We start from the raw sequence: 25,549 nt of genomic DNA on the forward strand, positions 1-25,549 counted from the left end.
GCGCGCCGTCAGCCCTTCAGACCGGTCTGGGCCAGGCCTTCGACGAACTGGCGCTGGGCCAGGACGAAGATGATCAGCACGGGGAGCGCGCTCATCGTGGCGGCGGCCAGTTGGACGTTCCACATCGCGCCGCCGTACGCGTCGACGTACTGGGTGAGCGCTTGGGGGATGGTGAACTTCTCCTTGCTGGAGAGGAAAACGATCGGTTCCAGGTAGAGGTTCCAGCTGTGCAGGAAGGTGAAGATCGAGACCGCCCCGATCGCCGGCCGGGCCAGCGGGAGCGAGACCTGCCAGAACAGGCCGAGCCGGCCGAGACCGTCGACGCGGCCGGCTTCCTCGAGTTCGCGCGGCAGGGTGATGAAGAACTGCCGCATGATGAAGGTCGCGAGCACGCTCGGTGCGCCGAGCATCGGGATCAGGATCAGCGGCCAGTGGGTGTTCACCAGGCCGAGCGAGTCGAACATCCGGTACAGCGGGATGATCGTCACCTCGTTCGGTACCAGCAACCCGGCGAGCACGATCACGAAGACCACCCCGGCGCCCCGGAACGGGATCCGGGCGAAGGCGTAGCCGGCCAGGGACGAGACCACCAGGGTCCCCAGCGTGACGATCGCCGCGATGTAGAAGCTGTTCAGGTACTGCCGGCCGAACGGCTGCAGTTCGAACACCTGCCGGTACGCGTCCAGCGTCGGCGACCCCGGCACCAGCGACGGCGGGAACGCGAAGATCTCGTTCACCGGCTTCAGCGACGCGGTCGCCATCCACCAGGTGGGGAAGACGAAGGGGATGCAGAAGACCAGCAGCAGCCCGTAGACGAGGAGTTTCCCGCTACGACTCATGGAACACCCACCTCCGGCGCATCCGCCATTGAAGAACCGTCAGCGCCAGCACGATGACGAACAGCAGCAGCGAGATGGTCGCGCCGTACCCGAAGTGATGGAACTGGAACGCCTGCTGGTAGAGGTAGTAGACGAGCACGGTGGTCGACGTTCCAGGCCCGCCCTGCGTCAGTACCGCGATCTGCGCGAACACCTGCAGCGAGCCGACCACCGTCAGGATCGACGTGAGCAGGATCGTCGGGCTGATCAGCGGCACGGTCACCCGCCGGAAGCGCGCCCACGCCGAGGCGCCGTCGATCTTCGCGGCCTCATAGAGATCGGCCGGAACCCCTTGCAGGGCAGCGAGGAACAGCACCATGTTCAGCCCGACGCCCTTGAACAACTGCACCACGATCACCGAGATCATCGCGGTCGTGTCGCCGCGCAGCCAGTTCGGCCCGTCGATCCCGACTATGTCCAAGAAGCCGTTGATCCCGCCGTTGTCCTGCAGCAGGAAGCCCCAGACGATCGTCCAGGCGACCAGCGTCACCACGACCGGCGAGAAGGACAGCGTCCGGAACACGACCGTGCCCCGCAGCTTCTGGTTCAGCAGCACCGCGAGGAACAGCGCGAGACTGAGGTTCAGCACCACCAGCCCGACCGAGAACATCCCGGTGGCGCGCAGCGCCGGACCCAGCTTCGGGTCCGACGCCAGCGCCGAGTAGTTGTCCCCGCCGACGAAGTCGAAGGTGCCGGCCAGCACGTTCCACTCGTGCAGGCTGTACCAGACCACCAGCCCGAGCGGAACGATGACGAAGGCAACGATCCCGGCCAGTTGCGGCGCGACGAACAGCCAGCCGGCCAGTTCGTCCCGCCGCCGCATCGTCCAGTACGGCGCCCGCTCGGCGGCCGGCGGATCCGGCGCCGACACCTCCCGATCGATCAGCAGGGTCATTTGCTCAGCAGCGGGTTGATCTTGGCGCACACCCCGGACAGCACACCCTTGACGTCCGCGTCCGGCTTCCACAGCGGATCCAGCGCGGCCCGGACGGTCTGCTGCAGTTCGGCGTACCCGGTGTGGCTGGTCTTGATGTCGCCGCGCTCGATCCCGTCGATCACGACGCTCTGCAACTGGGCGGGCTTCAGCAGCGGGTTCGCCTTGGCCAGGATGTCGGTGGTGAGCTGCGACTTGCGCGGCGGCGGGAAGAACTGCGCGAGCTTCGCCGAGTTCTCCTGGTTGGTGAAGTAGGCCAGGAACTTCTTCGCCTCGTCGGCGTGCTTGCCGCGCTTCAGGACACCGATACCGGCCTGCCCGACGACGGAGTAGTCACCGGCCGGTCCCTTCGGCAGCGGCACCAGGTCCCACTTGAACTTCGCCTTCTCCAGCAGGGCGGCCCGGCTGATCTGGGTGAGCACCATCGAGGCGTCCCCGGCGAAGAAGTCGGTGGTCCGGCCCGGCCCGGGCATCGCCTTGTCGGTGAAGACCATCTTGTGGACGAATGTTATCGCCTCGACCATCTCGGGCTGGTCGAAGCCGCAGGTCTTGCCGTCCTCGCTCCACGGCCGCGCGCCCCAGCCGGCCCAGATCGAGTTCAGCGAGTCCCAGCCCTTGAAGTCGAAGTCGCCGACCACGATGCCGCCCTTGCCGGTCTTCGCCTGTACTGCGGCGCCGGTGGCGACGGCCTCGTCCCAGGTCCACTTGCCGGCCGTGATCTGCTGCGCCGGGGTCGGTCGTCCGGCAGCCGCCACCAGGTCGGTGTTGACGAAGACGCCCAGTGGCGAGGTGGAGAAGGGGTACGCGAACAGCTTGCCGTCCTGCTCCCAGGTGGCCGTCGCGGTCGGCAGCAGGTCCGCGTCCTTGTCGATCGGCTCGAGTGCGCCGGAGGAGACGAAGTCGGGCGCCGTGCTCTCCAGGATCCAGGCCAGGTCCGGGGCGTTGCCGCCGCCGATCTGGGTGGTCAACGCGGTGGTGTAGCTGTCGAACGGGATCGACTCGAAGCTGATCTTGCCGACGTCGGGGTGGTCCTTCTTGTAGGCGGCGGCGATCTGGTCGAACAGCGCGGTGTGCTTGGCGTTCGCGCTCCAGATCGTCATCCGCAGGTCGACCGGACCGGACGAGGTGGCCTCGTCGGAGCCGCCGCCGCAGCCGGCCGCGGCCAGCAGTGCCGTGGCCGAGACGGCCGCGGTCAGGAGTCGGAGTTTCATGGGTGTCAGTCCTCCATCAGTAGCCGGTACTCAGTAGCCTGCGATGGCCGGCCAGCTCAGTTCGACGCCCTGGGCGACCAGCCGTGCCTGGAAGTCGCTGAGCAGAGCAGGGGTGTTGCGGACCGCGCGTGGGCTGACGCCACGGTCCAGACAGAAGGCGGCGAGCAGTCCGGCGGCTTCGCCGACGTTCCACTCGACCGGGTGCAGCCGGTAGCAGCCGTTGGTGATGTGGGTGGTGCCGAGGTTCTTGCTCGCCGGCAGCAGGTTCTCCACCCGCTGCGGGATCAACGCCCCGAGCGGGATCCGGAACGGGCTGCTGGCCACGTCGATGTAGTTGTCGCCGCCCGTGGAGGGGTGCAGGTCGATCCGGTACATGCCGAGGCCCACGCTGTCGCCGTACTCGACCGCGCCCTTGGCCCCGCGTACTGCGACCGACAGGTCCTGCTCGACGATCGTGTACTCCGCGGCGATCCGCCGGGACTCCCTGATGTACGGCGCCTGCGCGAGCCCGTCCTGCGAGCCCAGGAGATCCCCCCGGAGTCGGAGCCCGGAGAACCCGCTACCGCCGTCGGGGCGAGGCGCCTCCGTCTGCAGCCAGTAGAAGACGGCCTGCGACAGCTCTTTGGCACCCGCGAGGTGCTTCTCCGCGTCCGGTACGTCGAAGACGGGTCCGTCGAGGTAGTCGATCATCGGCCAGTTCACCAGGCAGATGTCGCTCTCGTACGCACCCGGCAGGAAGTGCCGCCGGGCCGCGATCCGCCGGAACGTCCACAGGTTCGTGTCACCGCCCGTACGCCGCTGGTCCGCGACCACCGCGAGCGGGTCGTCGTCCGGGTTCGGCGTGAACGTCCGCCGCGAGGTGGCCAGCGTGCGCGGGTCCGGCGCGTTCCAGGACAGCATCCGGTCGCCCCAGAACGACGGCTGGTAGTTCCGCCAGTAGGCGTAGTTCGTCGGCTTGTCCCCGACCTGGTTGCCGTCGACGTGATCCACGGCGAAGCAGAACGACACGGCCTGCATGTTCAGCGGCTGGGCTTCGTCCGGCGCACTCGGCTCACCGGTGGTCGCCTGCGACTCGAACCCGGTCACGTACTCCGTACCGGTGAGCGGCAGAAGCTCCCCAGTCTCAGTAGCGTCCAGCACGTACGGCGCGGTCAGGGTGAGCCGGTCGCCTGTGTCCCGGTGCTCCACCACTACAGAGGTGACTCGGTCGCCGTCAGTGTCGGCTGCGACCGGCTTGTAGGGCTGCAGCACCTGGAGGCGGCGGCTGGCGCGGTACGGCGCCAGCATGGACTCCAGGACCGCCACAGCTACTCGTGGTTCGTGGCAAAGCTTCGACACGTACCCGGCGCCCGGGTTGAGCTCGGTTGCTGCGCGGGACTCCGCAGTGAGCGGGTAGTACCGGCGGTAGTAGTCGCGGATCCCCTCTCGCAGGGAGCGGTAGGAGGCGGTGATGCCGAACTGCTCCACCCAGGTGTGCTCGTCCGGCGGCACAGCCTGGCTGGTCAGCTGGCCCCCGAGCCAGTCGTACTCCTCGGTCATCACCACCGAGCGGCCGGCTCTGAGGGCCGCGAGAGCCGCGGCGACCCCGCCGAGCCCGCCGCCGATGACCAGGACATCCGTCTCCATCTACAACCCTTTCGGTGCGGCGAGGGTGCTTCCCTCGACCAGTTCGCAGGACAGCAGTTGCTGGGTCTCGCGCTCCTCCCCGGACAGGATCGCCTCGAGCAACCCGACCGCCTGCCGGCCCATCTCCTTCCGCGGAATGTGAAACCCCGAGTACTCCGCATCGCCGGCCACCGGCCGGCTCGCATCGCCCAGGGCGACGAGAGACAGGTCATCCGGCACGGTCAGTCCGCGCGCTGTCGCAGCCTCGGCCAGCGACGCAGCGTCGGCCAGGTCCTCGACGAACACTGCGGTCACTCCCTGGCCGAGCAACTCGGCGAGCACGTCCGTGGGCTCCCGCCCACCAAGTGCCGGGGCCGCTCGGCCGTCGTCGGCACCGCCGACGTCCTCGGCACCGGAGGCGGCAGATGACTGCCTGCTGGGATCCACCGGGCCGAGGTGCAGGCCGCGGGGAGCTATCTGGCGGAAGCCTCGCAGACGGTCGGCGGACGACTCTGCCCCTTCGCCTGGGCCTACGAAGGCGACTCGCTCGTGGCCTAGCGCGAATGCCCGCGCGGTGACCGTGGCAGTCGCGGTCACGTAGTCGGCGCCGACGTACGGGACCGTCGCGCGGGCGCGTCGGGGGCCGTCGCCACGCCGGCCGGCCGGGTTGTCCGCCTCCGGGAGGTCGGGGTCGTCGCGGCGGCCGACCGAGACGAACGGGTACTTCTCGGCGACCAGGCGGCTGAGTTCTTCGGCGGGGATCCGGCGGCCGAGGAGGAGGGAGCCGTCGGCGATGCGGAGGCGGTTGTTGTCGTGGAAGACCAGCCGGCGGCCGTCGGTGACCGGCGCGCTGGTGAACAGCAGCAGGTCGCAGCCGAGTTCCTCGGCGCTCTCCTCGATACCGTTCAGGAACGGGTGGTAGAAGTCGGCGCTCGCACTCGGGAACACCGGCTCGTAGGTGAACACCCCGAAGATCTGGTTCCGCTGCTGCAGCAGCCGGCGGGCGAGCGGGTCGGCGACGTACCCGGTCTCGCGGATCACCTTCAGCACCCGGTCGCGCGTCTCGGCCGGGATCCGCGCGGAGGCGGCGGTGCGGTTGTTCAGCACCAGGGAGACGGTCGTCTGGCTCACCTTCGCCAGCCGGGCGATGTCGCGCTGCGTCAGCCGGGTCGTCATCCACTCCACCTCCCTTGAGTAATACGTATTGCCAGGTCGTTGATCCGGAACGGTAGACCCAGGGTTTCCGCATCGTCAAGACCACATCGACCTAGTAATACGAATTAGCAGCAACCGGCTCTTGACGCCGTCGAGTCGCGGACAGGAAACTCCTCGACCAGGGCAACCGCTTAGCCACCGCCTGGACCGGGAGTTCCGTCATGCTGCTGAATCGCCGTACCCTGCTGGCCGGTGCCGCCGCCACCGTCGCACCAGCCCTCTTCCCCTCATCCGCCCACGCGGCGGGCACCCTGCCGCTGTTGTCGCCGCTGCCCCCGGGGGCGCCGGACAGGAAGCTGTTCAGTCCGCTGGAGCAGCGGTTCGCGTCGTACCTGGCGATCCTCGCGCCGATGACGAACGACATCGTCGACAGCGACCCGGCGAAGTACGGGTTCATGGGTGGCGGCTGGTGGCGGTCGCCGGCGCAGCCGTTCAACGCTCGCGTCCAGGAGCACGTGTTCACCCTGAGTTGGTTCTACGCCAACCAGCGCCCCTGGAACCCGTACTACCGCGACCCCGCGCTTCTGGCCCGTCTGGACGCCGCGCTTCAGCACTACCTGAAGCTGCAGAACCCCGACGGCTCCTGGCCGGAGTACGCGCCGGGGGAGCGGGGCAAGGCGTCCAGCGGTTTCGGCCTCGGCTACCTGGCCAAGACCCTCGACAACCTCCGCCAGGCAAGAGCCCTGCCCACCCGGACCACCGAGCTGGAAGCTGCCCTGCACAAGGGAGTCACCTGGTACCTCGACCCTGCGAACACCGTCGTCTGGGACGACCCCTTCCAGTACACGAACCAAGCCGTGGCAGGTGTCGCCGGGTCCGCGCTGTCGCTGACCTTGCTGCCGGACCGCGCGCTGTGGAAGCAACTGCAGGAACGCATCCGGTTCGTCGGCCACTGGTCGCAGAGCCCGGCCGGGTTCTTCTACGACCCCCGCGGCATGGACATCAACTACAACTTCGAGGTCATGCTCCCTGAGATGGCCGAGCTGTACCTGCTCACCGGCCACCCGGCGCTCGTCAACATGACCCGCAAGTTCACCGACTGGTTCGGCTACAACCTTCTCCGCGAACCGGACGGCTCCGGCTGGCTCACGTACTACGCGGTCTCCGACCGCACCGCGACCGCCTTCTACGACGACGTGATCCCCGACCCCGACCGGTCGAACCTCGGCTCCTTCTTCGTCCCCGCGGTACCGAACCTGGCCGCGTTCTTCACCAGCCGCGAAGACCGCGCCGCGACCCGAGCGGCCTGGGCGGCCGACCCCGCACCCGTACCGCTGCTCGCCAAGCAGGACACCTCGCCGAGGATCATCGCCCACGCCCCGTACGGCGAACGCCTGCCGAGCCACGCCGCCAAACAAGCCGCCATCGCCCGCGTGCCCTATCTCAAGCACCACCACTTCACCGAGCTTCGACGCGACGAGGTGGAGAACCAGGACTACCTCTACGTCCGCCGGCCGGGCTTCTACCTCGGCGCCCATTTCGGCACCCGAGCAGGCAGCGTCGTCAAGGCCGGCACCGGCTTCCTCTGGCATCCCGAAGCCGGCACGGTGATCCACTCACAGCAAACAGCGACCGGTTGCTGGGCCACAGTCGCGGCCGGCAAGGCCGATGCCAACGGCAACTTGATCGCCGAGTACGTGTCGGAGGATCTCGTCCGCTACCGCACGACGGACTCCTCGGTCAGCACCGAGCTGATCACCAGCCCGTCGTCAGTCACCCGGAAGGTCACCGCGACCACCGCCGCGACCGAACAGATCCCCCTGGTCCTGCAACCGGGCGACGAGGTCGTCTTCTCCGACGGCACCGTCGTCCCCTACAACGAGAGCCGCACGAGCACCGCCGACGGACTGGTGATCCGTCGCGGTCGTACGACGATCACGATCACCTGGACCGGTGTCCGGGCCGTGTCCCTCTCGACCTCGAGCCGTACCTACCTTCGCGACCAGCGCCGTCGGGTCCACGTCCTTCGCATTCCGCACGAGGGCACCCTCGCGACGACCGTGCGGACGGAGGCCTGATGGATCGCCGCACTTTCCTGACCGTCACCGGTACCGCGTTCGCCGGTGCCGCCGTCTTCAACATCCCCGGCGGAATCCTCACCGCTGAGGCGGTCGGCAACCGCGGCGCCGGCATCACCCGGCGAGCACAGACCTGGCTCCTCGAGAACGACGTCCTCCGCGTCAAGGTCGACGCCACGAACGGCCTGCGGATCACCAGCATCTACAACAAGGAAGCCGGCCAGGAGTATCAGGCCGCCCAGCGCACCCTGTTCTCCTACGAGTTCGACGGCTCGGCACCGATCACCTCGGACGACGGCTGGACGGTCCTCGCTCCCCAGGTGAGAGACCTCTGGATGCACACGATCCAGGGCCGGGTCCACGTCGGCCGCGAGCTCCGGATCCCGCTCCAGCGAACCGCTCCACGCCCCGTCACCGTCACCGCCGTCTTCGACCTGTACGACGACCGCTCGGGTCTGCGGTTCCACACGCTGATCCGCAACGACGCGACCACCAAGACGACGATCACCAACTCGACCGTCCTGGCTCTCGGACTGCCCGATCGCCCCCACCGGCTGCACTACCCGCCCAACATGCGCTGGAAGAGCACCACCGGCTCGCTCTCGCCCGTCCCCGAGGGGAAGGCCGAGCTGCCGAAGAAGGTGATCTCCGTGTACGCCGACGGGCACGGCTGGAACCTCAGCCCCGAGCTGAACTGGAAGACCCAGCGCGGCAAGGGGAACTACCCGACGGAGTACATGCTGCCGCCGTTCGGGGCGATCAACGCCTGGCACGGGATCGACCACGTGCGGGTGACGACGAATCCGCAGTCGTTGCAACTGGTGCTCTTCCCGGCCGAGGAGTTCGAGTATCTGTCGGTGAACCTGACCGTGTTCCGCGGTGACGTGATCGACGCGAAGATGGCCGAGGAACTCCACTTTCGCCGTCGGTTCCGCTACAACAACGTCACCACACTGTTCAACACGAACGACTGGGACTATCGCGGCGGTCCGGGCAGCACCCTGCCGGACAACTACTACTACGACGTGATCATCCCCAAGGCCAAGCAGGCTCGGTTCGACATGGTGATGCTCGACGACCTGTGGAACACCACCCGCGACTCGATCGAGCCGAGCGCGACGATGGCGAAGGCGATCCGTGGCCTCGACGAGTTCTCCCGGACGGTGACGGGCCAGGGGATGCGGCTCGGCCTCTGGTACAGCCTCAGCGGCGGCGGTCACATGGAGGGCCGGGATCTCGCGGACCCGGTGCAGTTGCAGGAGAAGCGCGCGCAGATCGAGACGCTGATCACGAAGTACCGGATGAGTCACCAGATGGTCGATCTGACCGAGTGGTGGCAGAACGAGTCGGTCACCGGCTACTCGCACCCGAGCGACAACGTCTACCGCAAGGCCGTCCTGAGCCGGCGGTTGCTGAACGAGTTGGTGGAGAAGTATCCGCACTACCTGCCCAAGGTGACCAGCGAGCTCGACATCTGGCCTAGCCAGGGCGATCGCAACACGAGCCTGATGCACGTCGCCTACAACGGCTGGAACACGGCCAACGGCGGGATCACCGGCGAGGACCTCTCGCTGCGGACGGCTGTCACGGGCTTCGGGCACCTGCCGATGAGCTCGGCGTACATGAACGGCGGCCGGCTGACCGGCCGGATGGAGGACTACTACTCCTACCTGGCCGTCCGGAACGTGAAGTTCGGCCAGGACCCGGCAAGCCCGGCACCTGGCCGGACGAGGCTGTCGACCTGATGGCCGCCTTCAACCGCTGGCGCAAGCACCCTCGCGTCACGAGGCTGACCGAACAGCCGTTCCGGCCGGTGTACCTCGGCAGCGGCTGGGACGGTACGACGTGGAACTCGAGCACCGGGCCGTTCGTCTGGATGTGGGCGGACGGGGAGCGCCGGGAAGCGCTGCTGGTCGCTACCGGCAAGGGTGGGTACGCCGCCACCGTCGTGGCCGATCTGCGCTGGCTCGACTCTGCGAAGAGCTACAGCGTGGCCGACATCAGCCTCGACGACAACGGCTCCCACAGCTACGCCTACCGCGGCACCTTCACCGGCGACGAGCTGATGGAGTTCCCGATCGATCTGCGGACGAACACCTCGCGCGGCAAGGCGTTCTGGATCCGGGAGGCCGACGGTAAGAACCTCCAGGTCCTCTACGCCGACGAGAATCTCAGCGCCTACCAGCAGAATGGCTCGGCCCAACGGATCGACCTCAGGCTGACCGGTGATCCCGGGGCCGAGGCGGTTGTGGTCGTCGTCGATCCCCGGGCGAACCGCGGGTTGGCCAAGCCGATCGAGCTCAGCGCTACGGGCAAGGCGACGGCAACCATCAGGGCGTCCGAGCTGTTGCCCCCGGCTCCGGTCAGCAAGGTCTTCGCCGAGCCGATCTACCACGAAGCCGAGTTCTTGCCGCGGACAACAGTTGCCACCGTCACCGAGATCAGTGAACCCAACGCCAGCAACGGCGTGTGGATCTTGGCCAACCTGGCCGCGGTCGGTCAGGCGATCGAGTACGCCGTCGACGTCCCCGCGGACGGGCTGTACCAGATCGACGTGCGCTACAAGGAGAACGAGTCCCGAGGCCGCAGCCAACTCTCTGTCGACGGCTCTCCACTCGGCCCGGAGACAGATCACTTCCAGCCGCGCGGCATGTACAAGGGCATCGAGTTCCGCGAGCGACGTCAGGGCAACCTCCAGTTGACCAAGGGCGAGCACACCTTCCGCTTCACCTCGACCGGCCGCACCGGCGCCAACTACGCGGTCGGTGTCGACTACATCAAGCTCACCCCGACCGCGACGCCAGAACGCCTGGTCTTCGAGGCAGAGACCTCGTACTCCGCGACCAACGCCACCGTGGTCACCACCTCCGATCCCGCTGCCTCCAAGAACCAGTGGCATGGGCTCAAGGCAACCGCCGTCGGTGACTGGGTCGAGTACGCCGTGACCGCGCCGGCGGGTCGCTACCGCGTGACCTCCGTGGTGAAGGCGCACGCAGAAAGGGGCCAGGCGCAACTACTCGTCAACGGCAAGCAGCTCAGCCCGGTCGTCGACGAGTACCTCGCGCCCGCGGACGGCTCCTACCAGTACCGCGAGGTCGTGCACGGCGAACTCGACCTGAACGGTGACGCCGTACTGCGGTACGTGGTGACCGGCCGCAACGCCGCGTCGGCGTCGTACGGGCTGGCGACCGATCAGATCCTGCTCACGCCGGTCCCGCGCCTGGCCCTGGCCGGCAAAGGCACGCTGCCGGTCGGCGAGCAGGCGGCGTACACGGTCGGCTATCTCCAGTTCGAGCCGTACTACGCGCAGAACCGCTACCTGCTGTGGACCGTCGAGCAGGAGAGCACGCCGGGTGTTCTGACGATCGACCAGAACGGTGTCGCCCACGCCGTCGCCCGCGGTACCGCCGTCGTGAGGGTGACCAGCCAGATCGACGCGACTGCCACCGCGACGGTCGCGGTGGCAGTCAGGTGACGTCAGGAAGTGCGCAGCCGGAGCGTGTACCGCGAGGGCGAGCGCCCGGTGAGGTAGACCCGCAGGCCGTCCGGAGTCAGGCTTCCGCTCAGGTGGGTGTAGCGCTCGCCGGGATCCATGGTGACCCTGGTCGCGCCGTTGCCGGGACCGAACTCGATCCGGTCGGAGCCGACGGTGTAGGCCCCGGTCCCGTCGACGAGTTGGTGGTTGCCGGCGGTCTCCAACTGCTGGACACCGGTGAGCGTGCCGCCGGGCCGGAAGCAGAGCTCGATCGCGAACGGCACCTCCGACTCGCCGAGCTCGAAGGTCAGGTCGAAACCGTCGCCGACCTCGGTCACGGTGACGGAGGTCTTCAGCGTGCGGTACTGCTTCGGCCGATGCGGGAAGTCCATCGAGGCGTAGAACCGGCCGTCGAGGGTGAGGGCGTAGGCACCGTCGCGGCGCCGGTACCGCTTCGGCAGCGGCAGGTGGTACGGGACCTTCACCTCGTCCGACAGCCGGAAGCTGCGGGGGCCGGTCCGGCGCAGGCCGTCGCTGCGGAAGTGGCCGGTGCTGAAGAACTGCGGAGACAGCCGCACCGACTCCAGGATCGCGGCGCCCGTGCGGAGCTTGAAGAAGGTGGGGTTCGTCGACAGGCCCGAGGCGATCACCGGGATGTCGTGGAAGTCGGTGCCGCCGAAGATCGTCGCGGTCCGGTCCCCGCGCCGGATCCGGGCCAGGTGCTGGGCCGGAAACTCCTGGACGAAGTCCGTCGGTACGGCGACCGCGGCCGGCAGTTGGCCCGCCAGCTCGGGACGTTCGAGCACCTCGGCGAGGAAGTCGCCGAGCTCGCCGGTCCGCCGGCGTTCGATGTCCTTGGCAACGGTCGCGAACCGGCCGTCGCGGTCGTGCAGGGCCAGTTCGCGGAACTGGGTGAGGTACCACCAGACGTCGCGGACGCGGGTCTGGTCCTGCCGCCGGGAGCCGGTCGTGTCCACCTCGCCGTTGGGCTCGAGGAGATACAGCGTCGACGCGAGGTTCCTGCGGACGTAGGCGATCAACTCCGGCTTGCGGCGCAACCACGCGATCGTCAGCAGGCACGGGTTGGTGACCTCGGACGCGTAGGTGGAACTGCGCTCGCTGTAGATCCCGTCGGGGGTCGCGTCGATGCCCTCGCCGAGCCAGTCGTCGATGCGGGCGGCGTACCGGCGGTCCGGGAAGAGGTGGTGGGTCCGGGCCAGCGCGGCCGAGATCTCCCACCGGTGGTTGGGCGTGTGCACGCCGCCGGACGCCAGCGCGGGACCGGCCTTGCGGAGTACGGCCTCGAGGACGGCTCGGTGCGGTTCGGTGGCCGGCTGGGCGTCGGCGTCGAGCAGCGCCCAGACCATGCAGATGTCCTGGATCGCGAAGGCACTGTCGGGCGGCGAGTGCAGGTTGCCGGAGTCGTAGGTGCCGTCGTCGTGCTGCATCGCCGCGAGCCTGTCGGCCAGCGCCTTCAAGGGTGCCAGCAAGGTGGAGTCGTGGTGAAAAGCCGACCGGGCCCAAACGTGCCCGGAAACGAGTCGGCGGGCTTTCCGGGCTACGGTCCTTACACTGTCGCTCGCATTCTGATAACTGCCGAGAACGAGCGGAATCTGTGCTTCGTTGGCCTCGGTCAGCAAGGTCAGGAAATCCTCGTCGACGGCTCGCTCGGCGCCGGTCGCCCCGGCCGCGAGATCGGGGACGAGCAGGCCGGCCGACAGCCCGGTCAGGGATCCGGCCAGAAACGTTCGACGCTGCATGGAAGCCTCCACAGACTGGGAAAGCGGTTGCCAAATGCCCAGTACTGTTGTCGGGGCCGCGGCCGGAGTCAAGACCTCGCAGGTGTCCGAAATCGGACGTGGAAATAGTCGGAAAGGTCTTGTCTGAACCGGTTAGTCAGGCTAATTTGACCGACCTGGGCAAACGCTTTCCGCTGACCCTTGGGCTTTCTGGAGGAAAGAAAGTATGAGCGCGCTGAGTGAATTGGGCACGCTCAGGCGGAAGAATCCGCCTGGGCAGAAGCCCGATCGAGGCGGTGGCGCCGGGAAGGCCAACAAAAAGGACAACCTCGCTGCCTACCTGTTCCTCACGCCGTGGCTGGCCGGCCTGTTCGTCATCACGGTCGGGCCGATGCTCGCGTCGCTCTACCTCGCCTTCACCGACTACAACCTGATCCAGGCGCCGGAGTGGATCGGCTTCGAGAACTTCACCCGGATGCTGTCCGACGAGCGGCTACACAACTCGCTGCGGGTGACCTTCACCTACGTGCTGGTCTCGGTGCCGTTGCAACTGGCGATCGCCCTGCTGCTCGCGGTGGTGCTCGACCGCGGCGTCCGCGGGATGGCGTTCTACCGCTCGATCTTCTACCTGCCCTCCCTGCTCGGGTCCAGCGTCGCGATCGCGATCCTGTGGAAGCAGGTGTTCGGCACCGAGGGTCTGCTGAACCAGTTGCTCGCCCCGCTCGGGTTCGAGGGCAAGGGCTGGATCTCCGATCCGAGCACCGCGCTGGGAACGCTGGTGGTGCTGAACGTCTGGACCTTCGGCGCCCCGATGGTGATCTTCCTGGCCGGCCTGCGCCAGATCCCCGCCATGTACTACGAAGCCGCGTCGGTGGACGGTGCCGGCGCCTGGCGCCGGTTCCGCGGCATCACCCTGCCGCTGCTCACCCCGATCATCTTCTTCAACCTGGTGCTGCAGATCATCCACGCGTTCCAGTCGTTCACCCAGGCTTTCGTCGTCTCCGGCGGGACCGGTGGGCCGTCGGACTCGACGATGTTCTACACCCTCTACCTGTACGACCGGGGCTTCGGGAACTTCGACATGGGCTACGCCTCGGCGATGGCCTGGTTCCTGCTCGTGATCATCGCTTTCTTCACCGCGGCGAACTTCGTCGCCTCGAAGTACTGGGTGTTCTATGACGACTAAGACCTTCCCCGCCCCGCCACCGCGGTCAGGGACGATCGGCCGCACGCTCACCACCGCCCGCCGTACGGCGCCCGGGTGGAAGCGGGTCCGGCCCGTGCTGATCCATCTGGCGCTGGCCGCCGCGGCGGTGGCGATGCTCTACCCGGTGATCTGGATGGTGGTCAGTTCGCTGCGGCCCGGCGACGAGATCTTCCGCGAGCCCGGCATCCTGGTCCGCGACCTGAAGATCGACAACTACCGGGTCGGCTGGAACGCGCTGACCGAGCCGTTCACCCGCTACCTGCTGAACTCCGCGGCGGTGGTGTTCGGCGCCATCCTGGGCAACCTGGTGTCCTGCTCGATGGCGGCGTACGCGTTCGCCCGGCTGGAGTTCACCGGCAAGAGGTTCTGGTTCGCGGTCATGCTGGTCACGATCATGCTGCCGATCCACGTGGTGATCGTGCCGCAGTACATCTTGTTCTCGCAGGCGGGCTGGATCAACACGTTCCTGCCGCTGGTGGTGCCGAAACTGCTGGCCACCGACGCGTTCTTCGTCTTCTTGATGGTGCAGTTCATCCGCGGCATCCCGCGCGAGCTCGACGAGGCGGCCCGGATCGACGGCTGCGGCCGGGCCGGCATCTTCCTGCGGGTGATCCTGCCGCTGATGGTGCCGGCGCTCGCGACCACGACGATCTTCACGTTCATCTGGACCTGGAACGACTTCTTCAGCCAGCTGATCTACCTGACCGACCCGAAGATGTACACGGTTCCGGTGGCGTTGCGGTCCTTCGTGGACGCCACCGCGAGCACGTCCTGGGGGTCCTTGTTCGCGATGTCGGTCGTCTCCCTCGTCCCGGTGTTCCTCGCCTTCCTGCTCGGCCAGCGGTATCTGGTCAAGGGCATCGCCACCACCGGCATCAAGTAACCCTGAAAGGTGCAAACCATGAGGCCGCTCCTACCCCGCAGCGCAGCTCCACGGCGGCGACTGCGCACTCTCGCCGCCGTGGCGATGACCTCGGTCCTGCTGGCCACCAGTGCCTGCGGTGGCGACTCCGGCGGCGGCGAAAGCGCTGACGGCGAGGTCGTCACCCTCCGGTTCAACTGGTGGGGCTCCGACACCCGGCACAAGATCACCCAGCAGGTGATCGACGCCTTCCAGAAGGACAACCCGAACATCAAGATCAAGGGCGAGTTCGGCGAGTGGGCCGGCTACTGGGACAAGCTCGCCACCACGGTCGCCGCCAACGACGCCCCCGACGTCATCCAGATGGACGAGAAGTACCTGCGCGAGTACGCCGACCGCGGCGCGCTGCTCGACCTGAAGAAGGCCGAGGGGCTCGACACCGGCAAGTTCGAAGCGGACACCTTGGGCGCTGGTGAGTTCGACGGTGGGCTGTACGGGCTGAACGCGGGCATCAACGCGTTCACGATCGTGGCGAACCCGGCGGTCTTCAAGGCCGCGGGCGTGCCGCTGCCGGACGACACCACCTGGACCTGGGACCAGTACACCCAGATCGCGGCGCAGATCAGCGCGAAGCTGAACGGCAAGGGCTGGGGCACCGCGGCGTACGGGACGAACGACGCCAGCCTGAACATGTGGGCCCGCCAGCACGGCGAGTCGCTGTTCACCAAGGACGGCAAGCTCGGCGTCACCGAGGGCGGCGTGACCGAGTTCTACCAGAACCTGCTGAAGATGCAGGAGGCGAAGGCGACGCCGTCGGCCGAGTTCACCTCGCAGGACATGAGCGCGCCGCTGGACCAGTCCGGGATGGCGACCGGCAAGCTGGCCATGTCGTACGCCTGGAGCAACCAGCTCAACGCCCTGAGCAAGGCGTCCGGCCAGCAGTTGAAGCTGCTGCGGCTGCCGAGCGTCAACGGCAAGGCGAGTGAGAACGGCGCGTACTACAAGGGCTCGATGTTCTGGTCGATCTCCGCGCGCTCGAAGCACCCGGAGGAGGCGGCGAAGTTCGTCAGTTTCCTGGCCAACAACACGGCCGCCGGGAACCTGTTGCTGGCCGAGCGGGGCGTGCCGCCGAACACCGAGATCCGGGCCGCCGTCGCGTCCAAGCTGCAGCCCGCCGACGCGGCGTCGCAGACCTTCATCCAGACCATCGCCCAGGAGCTCGGCGAGCCGTCACCGCCGCCGCCGGTCGGCGGTGGCCAGGTGGAGAAGATCATCCAGCGCTACACCACCGAGGTGATGTTCGGCCGGCTGAAGCCCGACCAGGCCGCCAAGCGCTTCATCGAGGAGATCAACGGGGAGCTCAAGTAGTGCCGCTGCCCCGACTGGCGGTGGTCGGCGTGCACGGCCACGGCGCGTCGCACGTACGAGAGGCCGCCCGGCTGGCAACAGCCGGGCGCGCCCGCTTCGTAGCGGTCGCCGACCCGAGGCCACCCGACCCGCCGCTCGACGGTGTGGCCGTCTACTCCGGCTTGGCCGATCTGCTGGCCGAGCAGGAGGTGGAGGTGGTGGTGATCTGCACACCCATTCACACGCATGTTCCGCTGGCCGAGTCGGCCATGCGGGCCGGTGCGGACGTGTTGCTGGAGAAGCCGCCGGCGCCCTCGCTGGCGGAGTTCGAGCAGCTGTCGGCGGTGGTCGCCGAGACCGGGCGCACCTGTCAGGTCGGCTTCCAGGCGCACGGCTCGGGAGGCGCTCTGGCGCTGGCCGCGATGGTTGCCGATGGCACCTTGGGAGAGATCCGGGGGATCGGCGTGACCGGTACCTGGGTGCGTGCGCAGGCGTACTGGCAACGGGCCCGCTGGGCCGGTCACCGGACGCTCGACGGGGTGGCCGTGGTGGACGGCGCCGTCACGAATCCGTTCGCGCACGCGGTCGCGACTGCCTTGCTCGTGGACGGCTCGGGACAGGCCGATCAGGTGGTCTCGGTGGAGACCGAGTTGTTCCGGGCCAACCCGATTGAGGCCGACGACACCTCGACCGTCCGGATCCGCACCAGCCGCGGTACCACGATCCTGGTCGCCGTCACTCTCTGCGGGGCCGCCAGCGAACCACCCCAGGTGATCGTGCAGGGCTCGGCCGGACGCGCCGTACTGCGCTACACCACCGACGAGCTCGACGTCGGCGAGGGCACAGCGCAGTACGGGCGGGGTGGTCTGCTGGAGAACCTGCTCGACCATCGGCTCGACCCGACCGTTCCCCTGCTCGCACCGCTGGCCGCGACGGGTGCGTTCACGCGTGTGCTCGACGCGGTCCGGTCCGCTCCGGCGCCGATGGAGATCCCGGCGGACCTGGTGCGCTGGGAAGGAGACACCCCGGAGGCGCGGCACCCCGTCGTACCGGGGATCGAGAAGTGGATCGACCAGGCGGCGCAGGAGCTGGCTTTGTTCAGCGAGCTGGGCGCGCCCTGGGCATCAACCCGTCGAGAGAAAACCCAGTCAAGAGATTCGGAGCTTCGATAGATGACGCAGAACCTCGGTTGCAACCATGCCGTCGGCAAGTCCATCCAGGTCACGGCCGGCGACCGCGAGCTGTTCACCTACGTGTACCGCCCGACCGATCCGCCGCTCGAGTCACCGCGCCCGTACCTGCATCCCATCCGCACCCTCGGCGGTGACCTGGTCTCGGTCTTCCGGCCGCACGACCACGTCTGGCACAAGGGCATGGCCTGGTCGCTGCCGCACTTCGGGCACGAGAACTTCTGGGGTGGTTCGACCTTCTCGCTGGAGCACGGCTACCAGCAGCTCGACAACAACGGCTCGATGGACCACGACCGGGTGAGCGCGCTCGACGTCTCCGACGACCTGGTCCGCTTCTCCCACGAGCTGTCCTGGCACACCCAGGCCGGTGTACACGTCGTCGACGAGAAGCGGACGCTGACCACCCGGCTCGCCGACGACGGCTGGGTGCTGATCCACGAGACCTCGATGACGAATGTCTCCAGCGACACCATCCAGATCGGCAGCCCGACGACCGCCGGCCGTGAGAACGCGGGGTACGGCGGGCTGTTCTGGCGCGGGCCGCGGTCCTTCACCGGCGGCACCGTGCTCGCCCCGCAAGGCCTGGGTGGCGACGAACTGCGCGGTCAGCGCGCTGCGTGGATGGGCTTCTCCGGCAAGCACGACAGCGTCGACCGGGCGTCGAGCCTCATCATCGTGGACGCCGTCGACAACCCCCGCCACCCGCCGCAGTGGTTCGTCCGCTCCGAGGACTTCGCCGCGGTGTGCCCGGCTCCGTTCTTCTCCGAAGAGCTCCCGTTCGCGCCGGGCGAGACGCTGTCCTTCCGCTACGCGACCCTGGTCGCCGACGGCGCCTCCGACGACGCGCGCTCGGCTGCCCTGGCGACCCAGGCGCAGAAGGCGTTGACCGCCTGACCCGCGCCCGCTGAAGACCTGGGTCAGCGGGGGAGAGCCGGGCTGTCGTTGCTCAGAGAAGATCGTCCGCCGCCTGGCGGAGCGCGTCGAGTTCCCTGTCGGCCCAGCCTTCAGCTCGTGACTCAGTACCGCCGATCAGGGGCTTGTCGATCAGGTGGAAGCGGAGGTTGCTGATGCGGCCGGCCACGGCGAGGTAGGGGATGGCGGCGAGGTCGGCTTCGGAGATGGGGCGACGAGAGATGTAGCCGGCGAGGAACGCCGGCCAGTGTGGGGTCGCTGCGACGCCGGTGAAGTCGGAGGCGCGGTACCCCTCGCCCGACAGATCGAAGTCGTACAGGGCGAGGCCGGCGTCGGTGACGAAGATGTTGTCGAGGCTGACGTCGCCATGGCAAATGCCGCGGCTCAGCTGCCCGGAGTACTGCATGAGGTGATTCCGTACTGCGCCCGCCAGGTCCCGGAGCAGGTTTTCCTCCGCGGTCGGCGGTGAATTCTCGACGACCGGCCGACGGCGGGGACGCGGTGACCAGAAGTCGTCCGTCGAGTCGTGGAAAGCCGCGACGAGCTCGCCGAAAGATCGATAGAGGTCGTCGTCGAAAGGCGGCTGCGGCTTGGTCCCGGCGAGATGGCCGGACAGCGTGTACGGACGTTCGCCCTCGGCGGCGTCGAGCACTCCGACTTCGGCGCCGTCGGCAAGTACTCTGACCTCCGGCACCCGCAGTCCGGAACGGATGAGGTGTGCTGAAAGCCCTGTCTCCCAAAGGATATCGGGCACTTCCCAGTGGTTCGCGCGGTAGAGCTTGAGGATGTAGCGGGCGTCCGGAGCGGCCAGTTCGTACACGTCGTTGACGAGTGATCGCAGCAGCGTGCAGCCGGTGAACGGGACGTCGTAGACCTCGGCGAGGTGGTCGCCGAGGGCCTGCGGGTCGGGCAGTGAACGGAGGGTCGGGATCACCTTCGCGAGGCTAGTGCGATCCGGATCGGATGGCCTCCGAATTGTGAATACCAGGTGTGAGGTGGTTGGTTGAGGGGGAGGTAGTGGTAGCGGTAGAGAATCGTTTCCGGTATCGCCTCCCCTGAAGGGCCCGGGAACCGGTAGCCTCATCCAGCCACCTGGGGAGGCAATCGCATGACCATCACCGACGAACTGCCGGAGAGCCCAAACCGGTCAGGAGACCACGTCTTGCAGGAGAACACCACCAGCACCAGTACTGGCGAGCTCGCCAACGTACCCCTCACGGGTGCTGACAAAGTCGCCTACGCCTTCTACGCCACCGCGGCCACCGCCGCTCTCGTCGGTCAGGTCTGGGCCGGCGTCACCCACATCCCTTGGCCGGAGGAAGGCTTCTCGCCGTTCCTCAAGATCGCTCTGGTCACCCCCGCGGTGGCCGTCATCGAACTCGGTGGCGTCGCCACCGCCGCCCTGGCCGACCTGCGCCGGCGCAAGGGTGAGCAGGCCTACGCCTACCGGGCCATGTCGCTGTTCGCGGCGATCGTCGCGCTCGTCTTCAACGTGGTGGGCCACTGGCGGCCGGAAGAGCGGTTCCTCGCCTTCGGCTTCGGCGGCCTGTCCGCGTTCGCCTATGTGCTGTGGCTGATCCACAGCTCCGCCCGCCGCCGCGACGCGCTGCGCCGCGCGGGCCAGATGGCGACCACCGGTCCGGTGTACGGCGTGGTGCAGTGGGCCCGCGAGCCCAAGGTCACCTGGCTGGCCCGGGGACTGGCGCTGGAGCACGGCTACGGCCTGTACGAGAGCCTGCGGGTGGCCCGCGTGCAGATGCGGAACAACGCCCGCCGCGACGCGATCGCCGGAACCGTTGCCGAGTACATCCGGTCCGAGCACCAGGACGAGCGGCTCGCGAAGATCGCCGAGACGACGTACGACGCCGACCGGCTGGCCGGGATGCTCGAGGAGCGGATCAACTACGAGGTCGTCACGAACAAGCTGACGCTGGCGATCTCCCCGCCGCCGCCCGAGCCCGAGCCGGAGCCGGCGAAGGAGGAGCGGACCGATCTGCGGGCCGCCGTGTGGGTCGTCGAGGGCACGACGCCGCCACCGGTGCAGCACATCCCCGTCCAGCAGTTGCCGGCCCAGCAGGTCCCGCCGACCGGTGGAGTCCCGCTGCGCGACGACGAGCAGTGGGGAGAGGCGATGACGGGCGAGCTGATGGCCGTCGACTACCTGCCCTACGACCGTAGTACGGATGAGGCCCACGACGTCGAGGTCGTCGAGGAAGCGGCGGCAGCCGAGGCCGCTGCTCAGCAGCCGGTGGTCGCCAAGCCCAGGCCCGAGTCTCCGTTCGTGCAGCACCCGGTGGACGAGCAGCCGCCGGCCGTCGACCAGCCGCGCGTTGTACAGCCGAAGGCCCCGGCCCCGGCCCCGGCCGCGAAGCCCGCGACGCCGAAGGCCGCCGCGCCGAAGCCCGCCGCGGCGAGGCCGGCCCCGGCGAAGAAGAAGAGCGTTGTGCGCAACGCGGTTCCGCAGTCGGTCGCGCCGGTTCCGGTGGTCGAGGAGCCGGCCGTCTTCGCCACTCCGAAGGCTCAGCCGGAGCCCGTCGTACCGGCCGAGGTCGTGGTGGAGCCGGTCAAGGTCGAGGAGCCGACCGTCGTCGCCCGCGAGGTCACCGCGCGGACCGCGCCGGCCTCGTCCCGGCCCGCGCCGAAGCCGAAGTCCACGTCCAGCCGCAGCGGTGGCGACCTGGAGAAGAAGCGGATGCGCGCCTGGGCGCTGCTGTCCGACTGGCCGTCGGACCGTCCGCGCACGGCCGCCACGCTCGCTTCCGCGATCGCCTCCTCGGAGTCCGACGCCGAACGCCTGCTGACGGAGTACGACAAGGAGCACGGCACCAGCAACCTCACGCTGGTCGCCAACGCCCAGAACTGAATTGAGTCGGGCGGTCTAGCCGAGGTTCACCGGAAGCTCGGCTAGACCACTGACCAGGACCCGGCGCCACTTGAGCTCCTCGGCCGGCTTGGCCAGGCTCATCTGCGGGAAGCGGCGCAGGAGTGCGAGCAGCGACTCCTGGAGCTCGATGCGGGCGAGCTGGGCGCCCAGACAGAAGTGCGGGCCGAAGCCGAACGACAGATGCTTGTTGTCCTTGCGGTCCAGCCGCAGGTCGTCGGGATTCTCGTACTCGCGGGGGTCGCGGTTCGCCGAGTTCAGCGCGGCCATCACGCCCTCGCCGGCCTTGATCCGTACGCCGTGCAGCTCGATGTCCTCGGTTGCCACCCGCAACTGACCGACCTCGCTGAACCTGTTGAAGCGCAACAGCTCCTCGATCGCCGACGGCACCAGCGAGTGGTCCGCGACCAGCTTCGCCCAGTTGTCCGGCCGGCGCAGCAAAGTGGCGACGCAGCTCGAGATCTGGTTCGCCGACGTCTCGTGACCGGCCACCAAGAGGTTCACCCCGAACGAGATCAGCTCGTCGTGGCTGAGCCGGTCACCTTCCTCGCGGGCCCGGACCAGTTCGTCCAGCAGGTCCTCGGCCGGCGCCGCCGTGTTCGCGAGTTTGCGGGTGACCAGCGCGTCGATGTACGCGGTCAGCTCCGTCATCGCCTGCTCGACGCGATCCTTCTCCGCCATCCGCATGCTGTAACCGAGCTCGGTCCACTCACGGAACTGCTCGCGGTCGCCGTACGGGACACCCAGCAGTTGGCAGATCACCTGGATCGGCAACGGCAGTGCGACCAGTTCGCGGAGGTCCGCGCCGTCACCCGCGGCCGCGACATCGTCGGCCAGCTTGGCGGACAGGTCCGCGACCCACGGCCGAGTGCGCTCGATCCGCCGGTGCGCGAAGGTCGACGAGACCAGCTTGCGCAGCCGGGTGTGCTCGGGCGGATCGGTGGTGGTCAGACTGTTCGGCATCGGCTTGGCCAACGCCACCCGCGGTGCTCCCTGCTTCACCACCGCCGCCCGGGAGAACCGCGGATCCGCCAGCACCAGCTTCACGTCGTCGTACCGGGTGACCAGCCAGACCTCGGCCCCGGCCAACGTCCGCACCCGCGCCACCGGCCGGTTCTCCCGCAACTCCTCGAAGGTCGGCGACGGATCGAACTGGAACGCGTCGGCGAACGGGATGTCAAGCACCGGTTCCGTCATGCCTCCGACCCTATGCGGGTTAGGTAAACCTTCGCTCCCCGTCCCAGCGGGTCGGGTCAAAGCTGGGTGGCCGGGGTACCGACGCCGCGGAGAAGCGTGTCGATCAACCTGGTGGCGGCGGTGTCGGACTCGGTGAGGCGGCCTGCGCTGGCGTCCTGGCAGGCCTCGTGGATCAGGGCGTAGTACACCCGGCGGGCCCAGACCGGGTCGACGTCGGCACGCAGTACGCCGGCGTCCCGCAGGCGGCGGAACAGCCGGTCGCAGGAGTCGACCACGCGGCCCTGGATCTCCTCGACCTCGTTGCCCTTGGCAAGAGTGGTGTTCATCGAGAAACCCCAATAAATCTTCACCCGAAGGACAAGACCGCGCTCGTCACCGGTGCCAGCCGGGGGATCGGCCTGGCCGTGGTCGAGCGGCTCGTCGAAGAAGGCGTTCGAGTGGTCGCGGCAGCGCGGACTCAGACCCCGGAACTCCGGCAGACGGGAGCGTTCGTCGGACCGGTGGACCTGACCGAGCCGGACGGGCCGGAGCGGCTGGTCGCGGCGGCCGGGCGGGAGCTCGGGGAGCTCGACCTGCTGGTGAACAACGTCGGAGGCGGTGACGGCGAGGCGACGTCCGGATTCCTGGGGGTCCACGACCAGGCGTGGCAGCAGATCTTCGGGCTGAACTTCTTCGCGACCGTGAAGACCACCCGGGCGGCCCTGCCTGGTCTGATCCGGCAGCGCGGCGCGATCATCAACATCTCGTCGAACGGCGCGCGGATTCCGTCGAGCGGGCCGGTCGCCTACACGACGGCGAAGGCCGCGCTGACTGCTCTCGGCAAGGCGTTGGCCGAGGAGTTCGGACCGCAGGGCGTGCGCGTCAACACGGTGTCACCGGGGGCCGGTGCGGACCGCGCTCTGGAAGCACCCGGAGGCGTACGGCGGCCAGCTCGCGCGCAAGCTCGGCGTACCGCATGAGCAGTTGCTGGCAGCGTTGCCGGAGCAGGTGGGGATGCTGACAGGCCGCCTGATCGAGGCCGGTGAGGTCGCCGACCTGATCGTGCAGCTGTGCTCGCCGCGCGCGAGCAGCATCATGGGTGCCGACTATCTGATCGACGGCGGAATTCTCAAGAGCGCTTAGGTTCCTGTCATCATCCCGCGAAGGCTGCCGGCGGGGATAGGCTGGTGCTTGCGGGCATCGATTCCGGGTCGTTGCTTCTGGGCGCTGCGGGCTTGATCAACGGCCGGCCGTTGACTACCCACCGCGCCGACTATGCACGGCTGGCCGAGTGTGCCGAGGTCATCGACGCCCGCATCGTGGACGACGGCGACCCGGCCACCTGCGGCAGCGGCTGGCTCGCCGGCATCGACCTCGCCTACTGGCTCCTCGAACGCGAACTGAACGCCGCCGAAGAAGTCGTCGCCCTGGAGCAATGGGCCGGCCGAGACCGAAGGCACCGTCTGGCACCGCCAGTAGAAGCACTGACCGACCTCAGAAAGATGAACACAAGCCTGAACGGTAGGCAACCGGCTCCTGTGGACAGGCCTGTCCCTATCCGGCCAAACCCTCCCCCGCTCCGGGGCATGGCCGTGGATAACCCGACAACTACCTGCCAATCACGGAATCTCTTACACACAAGGGCATCTCAGCCCGGAAACTGTCGGCGTGCCTGTCTATCGTCTCGACCATGGAACTGTTGGAGATGCGCCCGGCGTGCATGCAGAGTGGCAGCGAACTGCTGACCACTCTCGACGCACTGCACGCCGAAGCCGCGCTCCGCGACAGCTACCGCCTGCAGGTGATCGCCCGGCTAGCCGAAATCGGCCACGCCAAAGACCTCGGCGCCCGCGACACCATCGAACTTCTCTCCCTGCGCCACCGCCTCGACCCCGCAGACGTCCGCCGCGACCTCAAACTCGCCCGAGCCCTCCCCAAATACTCAGCCGTCACCGCCGCCCTCTCCGAGGCCACAGACGCATCCGGCGGCAGCCTCGAAGCCACGGACACCGACAGCGCGGACGTCGACTCCGACCTGGCCGCCGAGACACTCCCGCCGGTCCGATTACATCCCGGCCAGGCACGGGCCATCGTCACCGCACTGGAGAAAGTCCCTTCAACGGTCCCGGTCGAAGACCTGCTGGTCGCCGAAGACCAGATGGTCGAAGCCGCCCGACACCTGTCGCCTGACGACCTGCGCATCCTCGGCAAGCAAGTCCTGAACACCCTGGACACCGACGGCGCCGAGCCCGCCGAGAACGACGCCTACCACCGCGAAGCCTTGTGGCTACGCCCGGTCGACCACGGCCTGAAGTTCGGCGGGTTCCTCGCCAACGAGAACGCCGAACTGTTCAAGACCACCATCCACGCCCTGGCCAAACCGCACAAAACCCTCGACGGCGAACTGGATCCGCGGCCCCGCGACAAGCGCCAGGCCGACGCCCTCGTCACCATCCTCGGCACCGCCACCACCGCCAGCACCGGACCCGGCATCCCGCACCTGACCGTCACGATCGACTTCAACGACCTGAAAACCGCGACCAGCCAGGCCGTCGGGGAACTCGTCCACGGCGACAACCTGTCCGCGGCCGCCGTGCGCCGGCTGGCCTGCGACGCCGCCATCCTCCCCATCGTGCTGGGTTCCAACTCCCAGCCCCTGGATGTCGGCACCGAGCAGCGTTTCGTCACCGGCGCGATGCGCCGGGCTTTGAACAGACGCGACAAAGGCTGTGTGATCTGCAAAGCGCCCCCACCGCAATGCCATGCCCACCACATCACCCACTGGGCCGACGGCGGACCCACCAGCGTCGAGAACCTCGCCCTGTTCTGCGGCTCCCACCACACCGCTGTCCACCACGGCCACTACACCGTCACCATCACCAACGGCGTCGTCCACGTC

21 protein-coding genes are annotated in these 25,549 nt (G+C 68.2%); 12 read left to right on the forward strand and 9 right to left on the reverse strand.

The window, feature by feature from the left end:
* Positions 1-8 precede the first annotated feature (8 nt).
* The 5 genes from ABD255_RS26960 to ABD255_RS26980 are packed head-to-tail and all read right to left on the reverse strand — an operon-like array spanning position 9 to position 5,804.
* Positions 9-839, reverse strand: coding sequence for a carbohydrate ABC transporter permease (locus tag ABD255_RS26960; protein WP_344218758.1), 831 nt, complete (start codon positions 837-839; stop codon positions 9-11).
* Positions 829-1,773, reverse strand: coding sequence for a carbohydrate ABC transporter permease (locus tag ABD255_RS26965; RefSeq protein WP_344218760.1), 945 nt, complete (start codon positions 1,771-1,773; stop codon positions 829-831). Before ABD255_RS26965 ends, ABD255_RS26960 begins: the two co-directional genes overlap by 11 nt.
* Positions 1,770-3,023, reverse strand: coding sequence for an ABC transporter substrate-binding protein (locus ABD255_RS26970; protein WP_344218762.1), 1,254 nt, complete (start codon positions 3,021-3,023; stop codon positions 1,770-1,772). Before ABD255_RS26970 ends, ABD255_RS26965 begins: the two co-directional genes overlap by 4 nt.
* Before the next feature lie 30 nt (positions 3,024-3,053).
* Positions 3,054-4,649, reverse strand: coding sequence for an FAD-dependent oxidoreductase (locus ABD255_RS26975; protein ID WP_344218764.1), 1,596 nt, complete (start codon positions 4,647-4,649; stop codon positions 3,054-3,056).
* On the reverse strand, positions 4,650-5,804 hold the full coding sequence (locus tag ABD255_RS26980; RefSeq protein WP_344218766.1) for a LacI family DNA-binding transcriptional regulator: 1,155 nt from the start codon (positions 5,802-5,804) through the stop codon (positions 4,650-4,652).
* Positions 5,805-6,004: 200 nt separating this feature from the next.
* On the opposite strand from ABD255_RS26980, the gene ABD255_RS26985 reads away from it, so the two are divergent.
* From ABD255_RS26985 to ABD255_RS26995, 3 genes are read left to right on the forward strand one after another with little or no spacing between them, the layout of a single operon-like run.
* On the forward strand, positions 6,005-7,861 hold the full coding sequence (locus tag ABD255_RS26985) for a hypothetical protein (RefSeq protein WP_344218768.1): 1,857 nt from the start codon (positions 6,005-6,007) through the stop codon (positions 7,859-7,861).
* The gene (locus tag ABD255_RS26990) at positions 7,861-9,606 is read left to right on the forward strand and encodes a hypothetical protein (RefSeq protein ID WP_344218770.1); all 1,746 of its coding nucleotides are present in this window, start codon (positions 7,861-7,863) and stop codon (positions 9,604-9,606) included. Before ABD255_RS26985 ends, ABD255_RS26990 begins: the two co-directional genes overlap by 1 nt.
* Complete coding sequence (locus tag ABD255_RS26995) at positions 9,606-11,336, forward strand: carbohydrate-binding protein (protein ID WP_344218772.1); 1,731 nt, start codon at positions 9,606-9,608, stop codon at positions 11,334-11,336. The genes ABD255_RS26990 and ABD255_RS26995 overlap by 1 nt, the downstream gene beginning before the upstream one ends.
* A gap of 2 nt (positions 11,337-11,338) precedes the next feature.
* On the opposite strand, the gene ABD255_RS27000 is transcribed toward ABD255_RS26995, so the two are convergent.
* On the reverse strand, positions 11,339-13,096 hold the full coding sequence (locus tag ABD255_RS27000; protein WP_344218774.1) for a hypothetical protein: 1,758 nt from the start codon (positions 13,094-13,096) through the stop codon (positions 11,339-11,341).
* A gap of 205 nt (positions 13,097-13,301) precedes the next feature.
* Between ABD255_RS27000 and ABD255_RS27005 the strand changes: the two genes are divergently transcribed.
* From ABD255_RS27005 to ABD255_RS27025, 5 genes are read left to right on the forward strand one after another with little or no spacing between them, the layout of a single operon-like run.
* Positions 13,302-14,261: a carbohydrate ABC transporter permease gene (locus ABD255_RS27005; RefSeq protein WP_344218776.1), complete on the forward strand. Its 960-nt coding sequence runs from the start codon at positions 13,302-13,304 to the stop codon at positions 14,259-14,261.
* Positions 14,251-15,165, forward strand: a complete 915-nt coding sequence (locus tag ABD255_RS27010) for a carbohydrate ABC transporter permease (RefSeq protein ID WP_344218778.1) — start codon at positions 14,251-14,253, stop codon at positions 15,163-15,165. The genes ABD255_RS27005 and ABD255_RS27010 overlap by 11 nt, the downstream gene beginning before the upstream one ends.
* Positions 15,166-15,183: 18 nt before the next feature.
* On the forward strand, positions 15,184-16,512 hold the full coding sequence (locus tag ABD255_RS27015; RefSeq protein WP_344218780.1) for an ABC transporter substrate-binding protein: 1,329 nt from the start codon (positions 15,184-15,186) through the stop codon (positions 16,510-16,512).
* On the forward strand, positions 16,512-17,663 hold the full coding sequence (locus ABD255_RS27020; protein WP_344218782.1) for a Gfo/Idh/MocA family protein: 1,152 nt from the start codon (positions 16,512-16,514) through the stop codon (positions 17,661-17,663). The genes ABD255_RS27015 and ABD255_RS27020 overlap by 1 nt, the downstream gene beginning before the upstream one ends.
* On the forward strand, positions 17,664-18,575 hold the full coding sequence (locus tag ABD255_RS27025; RefSeq protein ID WP_344218784.1) for a DUF6807 domain-containing protein: 912 nt from the start codon (positions 17,664-17,666) through the stop codon (positions 18,573-18,575).
* Positions 18,576-18,627: 52 nt separating this feature from the next.
* On the opposite strand, the gene ABD255_RS27030 is transcribed toward ABD255_RS27025, so the two are convergent.
* The gene (locus tag ABD255_RS27030) at positions 18,628-19,527 is read right to left on the reverse strand and encodes a phosphotransferase enzyme family protein (RefSeq protein WP_344218786.1); all 900 of its coding nucleotides are present in this window, start codon (positions 19,525-19,527) and stop codon (positions 18,628-18,630) included.
* Between the two features lie 174 nt (positions 19,528-19,701).
* Here ABD255_RS27030 and ABD255_RS27035 point away from each other — a divergent pair, with 174 nt between their 5' ends.
* Positions 19,702-21,456 (forward strand): hypothetical protein, encoded by a 1,755-nt coding sequence (locus ABD255_RS27035; protein ID WP_344218788.1) that lies wholly within the window; start codon positions 19,702-19,704, stop codon positions 21,454-21,456.
* Positions 21,457-21,471: 15 nt separating this feature from the next.
* Here ABD255_RS27035 and ABD255_RS27040 read toward each other — a convergent pair whose 3' ends face one another.
* Complete coding sequence (locus tag ABD255_RS27040) at positions 21,472-22,671, reverse strand: cytochrome P450 (RefSeq protein WP_344218790.1); 1,200 nt, start codon at positions 22,669-22,671, stop codon at positions 21,472-21,474.
* A 56-nt stretch (positions 22,672-22,727) separates the two neighbouring features.
* The gene (locus tag ABD255_RS27045) at positions 22,728-22,997 is read right to left on the reverse strand and encodes a hypothetical protein (RefSeq protein WP_344218792.1); all 270 of its coding nucleotides are present in this window, start codon (positions 22,995-22,997) and stop codon (positions 22,728-22,730) included.
* A gap of 78 nt (positions 22,998-23,075) precedes the next feature.
* On the opposite strand from ABD255_RS27045, the gene ABD255_RS27050 reads away from it, so the two are divergent.
* The 3 genes from ABD255_RS27050 to ABD255_RS27060 all read left to right on the forward strand — a co-directional run.
* Complete coding sequence (locus tag ABD255_RS27050; protein WP_344218794.1) at positions 23,076-23,630, forward strand: SDR family NAD(P)-dependent oxidoreductase; 555 nt, start codon at positions 23,076-23,078, stop codon at positions 23,628-23,630.
* Positions 23,631-23,664: 34 nt separating this feature from the next.
* Positions 23,665-23,793 (forward strand): hypothetical protein, encoded by a 129-nt coding sequence (locus ABD255_RS27055; RefSeq protein WP_344218796.1) that lies wholly within the window; start codon positions 23,665-23,667, stop codon positions 23,791-23,793.
* Positions 23,794-24,340: 547 nt separating this feature from the next.
* Positions 24,341-25,549 (forward strand): HNH endonuclease signature motif containing protein (locus tag ABD255_RS27060; protein ID WP_344218798.1); only part of this gene is annotated, 1,209 nt, incomplete at its 3' end.

Source organism: Kribbella sancticallisti (genome assembly GCF_039530625.1).
GTDB lineage: Bacteria > Actinomycetota > Actinomycetes > Propionibacteriales > Kribbellaceae > Kribbella > Kribbella sancticallisti.

Coding starts and splice junctions, on each gene's coding strand:
- ABD255_RS26960 (WP_344218758.1), bottom strand. CDS start 839: ATGAGTCGTAGCGGGAAACTCCTCGTCTACGGGCTGCTGCTGGTCTTC.
- ABD255_RS26965 (WP_344218760.1), bottom strand. CDS start 1,773: ATGACCCTGCTGATCGATCGGGAGGTGTCGGCGCCGGATCCGCCGGCC.
- ABD255_RS26970 (WP_344218762.1), bottom strand. CDS start 3,023: ATGAAACTCCGACTCCTGACCGCGGCCGTCTCGGCCACGGCACTGCTG.
- ABD255_RS26975 (WP_344218764.1), bottom strand. CDS start 4,649: ATGGAGACGGATGTCCTGGTCATCGGCGGCGGGCTCGGCGGGGTCGCC.
- ABD255_RS26980 (WP_344218766.1), bottom strand. CDS start 5,804: ATGACGACCCGGCTGACGCAGCGCGACATCGCCCGGCTGGCGAAGGTG.
- ABD255_RS26985 (WP_344218768.1), top strand. CDS start 6,005: ATGCTGCTGAATCGCCGTACCCTGCTGGCCGGTGCCGCCGCCACCGTC.
- ABD255_RS26990 (WP_344218770.1), top strand. CDS start 7,861: ATGGATCGCCGCACTTTCCTGACCGTCACCGGTACCGCGTTCGCCGGT.
- ABD255_RS26995 (WP_344218772.1), top strand. CDS start 9,606: ATGGCCGCCTTCAACCGCTGGCGCAAGCACCCTCGCGTCACGAGGCTG.
- ABD255_RS27000 (WP_344218774.1), bottom strand. CDS start 13,096: ATGCAGCGTCGAACGTTTCTGGCCGGATCCCTGACCGGGCTGTCGGCC.
- ABD255_RS27005 (WP_344218776.1), top strand. CDS start 13,302: ATGAGCGCGCTGAGTGAATTGGGCACGCTCAGGCGGAAGAATCCGCCT.
- ABD255_RS27010 (WP_344218778.1), top strand. CDS start 14,251: ATGACGACTAAGACCTTCCCCGCCCCGCCACCGCGGTCAGGGACGATC.
- ABD255_RS27015 (WP_344218780.1), top strand. CDS start 15,184: ATGAGGCCGCTCCTACCCCGCAGCGCAGCTCCACGGCGGCGACTGCGC.
- ABD255_RS27025 (WP_344218784.1), top strand. CDS start 17,664: ATGACGCAGAACCTCGGTTGCAACCATGCCGTCGGCAAGTCCATCCAG.
- ABD255_RS27035 (WP_344218788.1), top strand. CDS start 19,702: ATGACCATCACCGACGAACTGCCGGAGAGCCCAAACCGGTCAGGAGAC.
- ABD255_RS27040 (WP_344218790.1), bottom strand. CDS start 22,671: ATGACGGAACCGGTGCTTGACATCCCGTTCGCCGACGCGTTCCAGTTC.
- ABD255_RS27045 (WP_344218792.1), bottom strand. CDS start 22,997: ATGAACACCACTCTTGCCAAGGGCAACGAGGTCGAGGAGATCCAGGGC.
- ABD255_RS27055 (WP_344218796.1), top strand. CDS start 23,665: ATGCTGACAGGCCGCCTGATCGAGGCCGGTGAGGTCGCCGACCTGATC.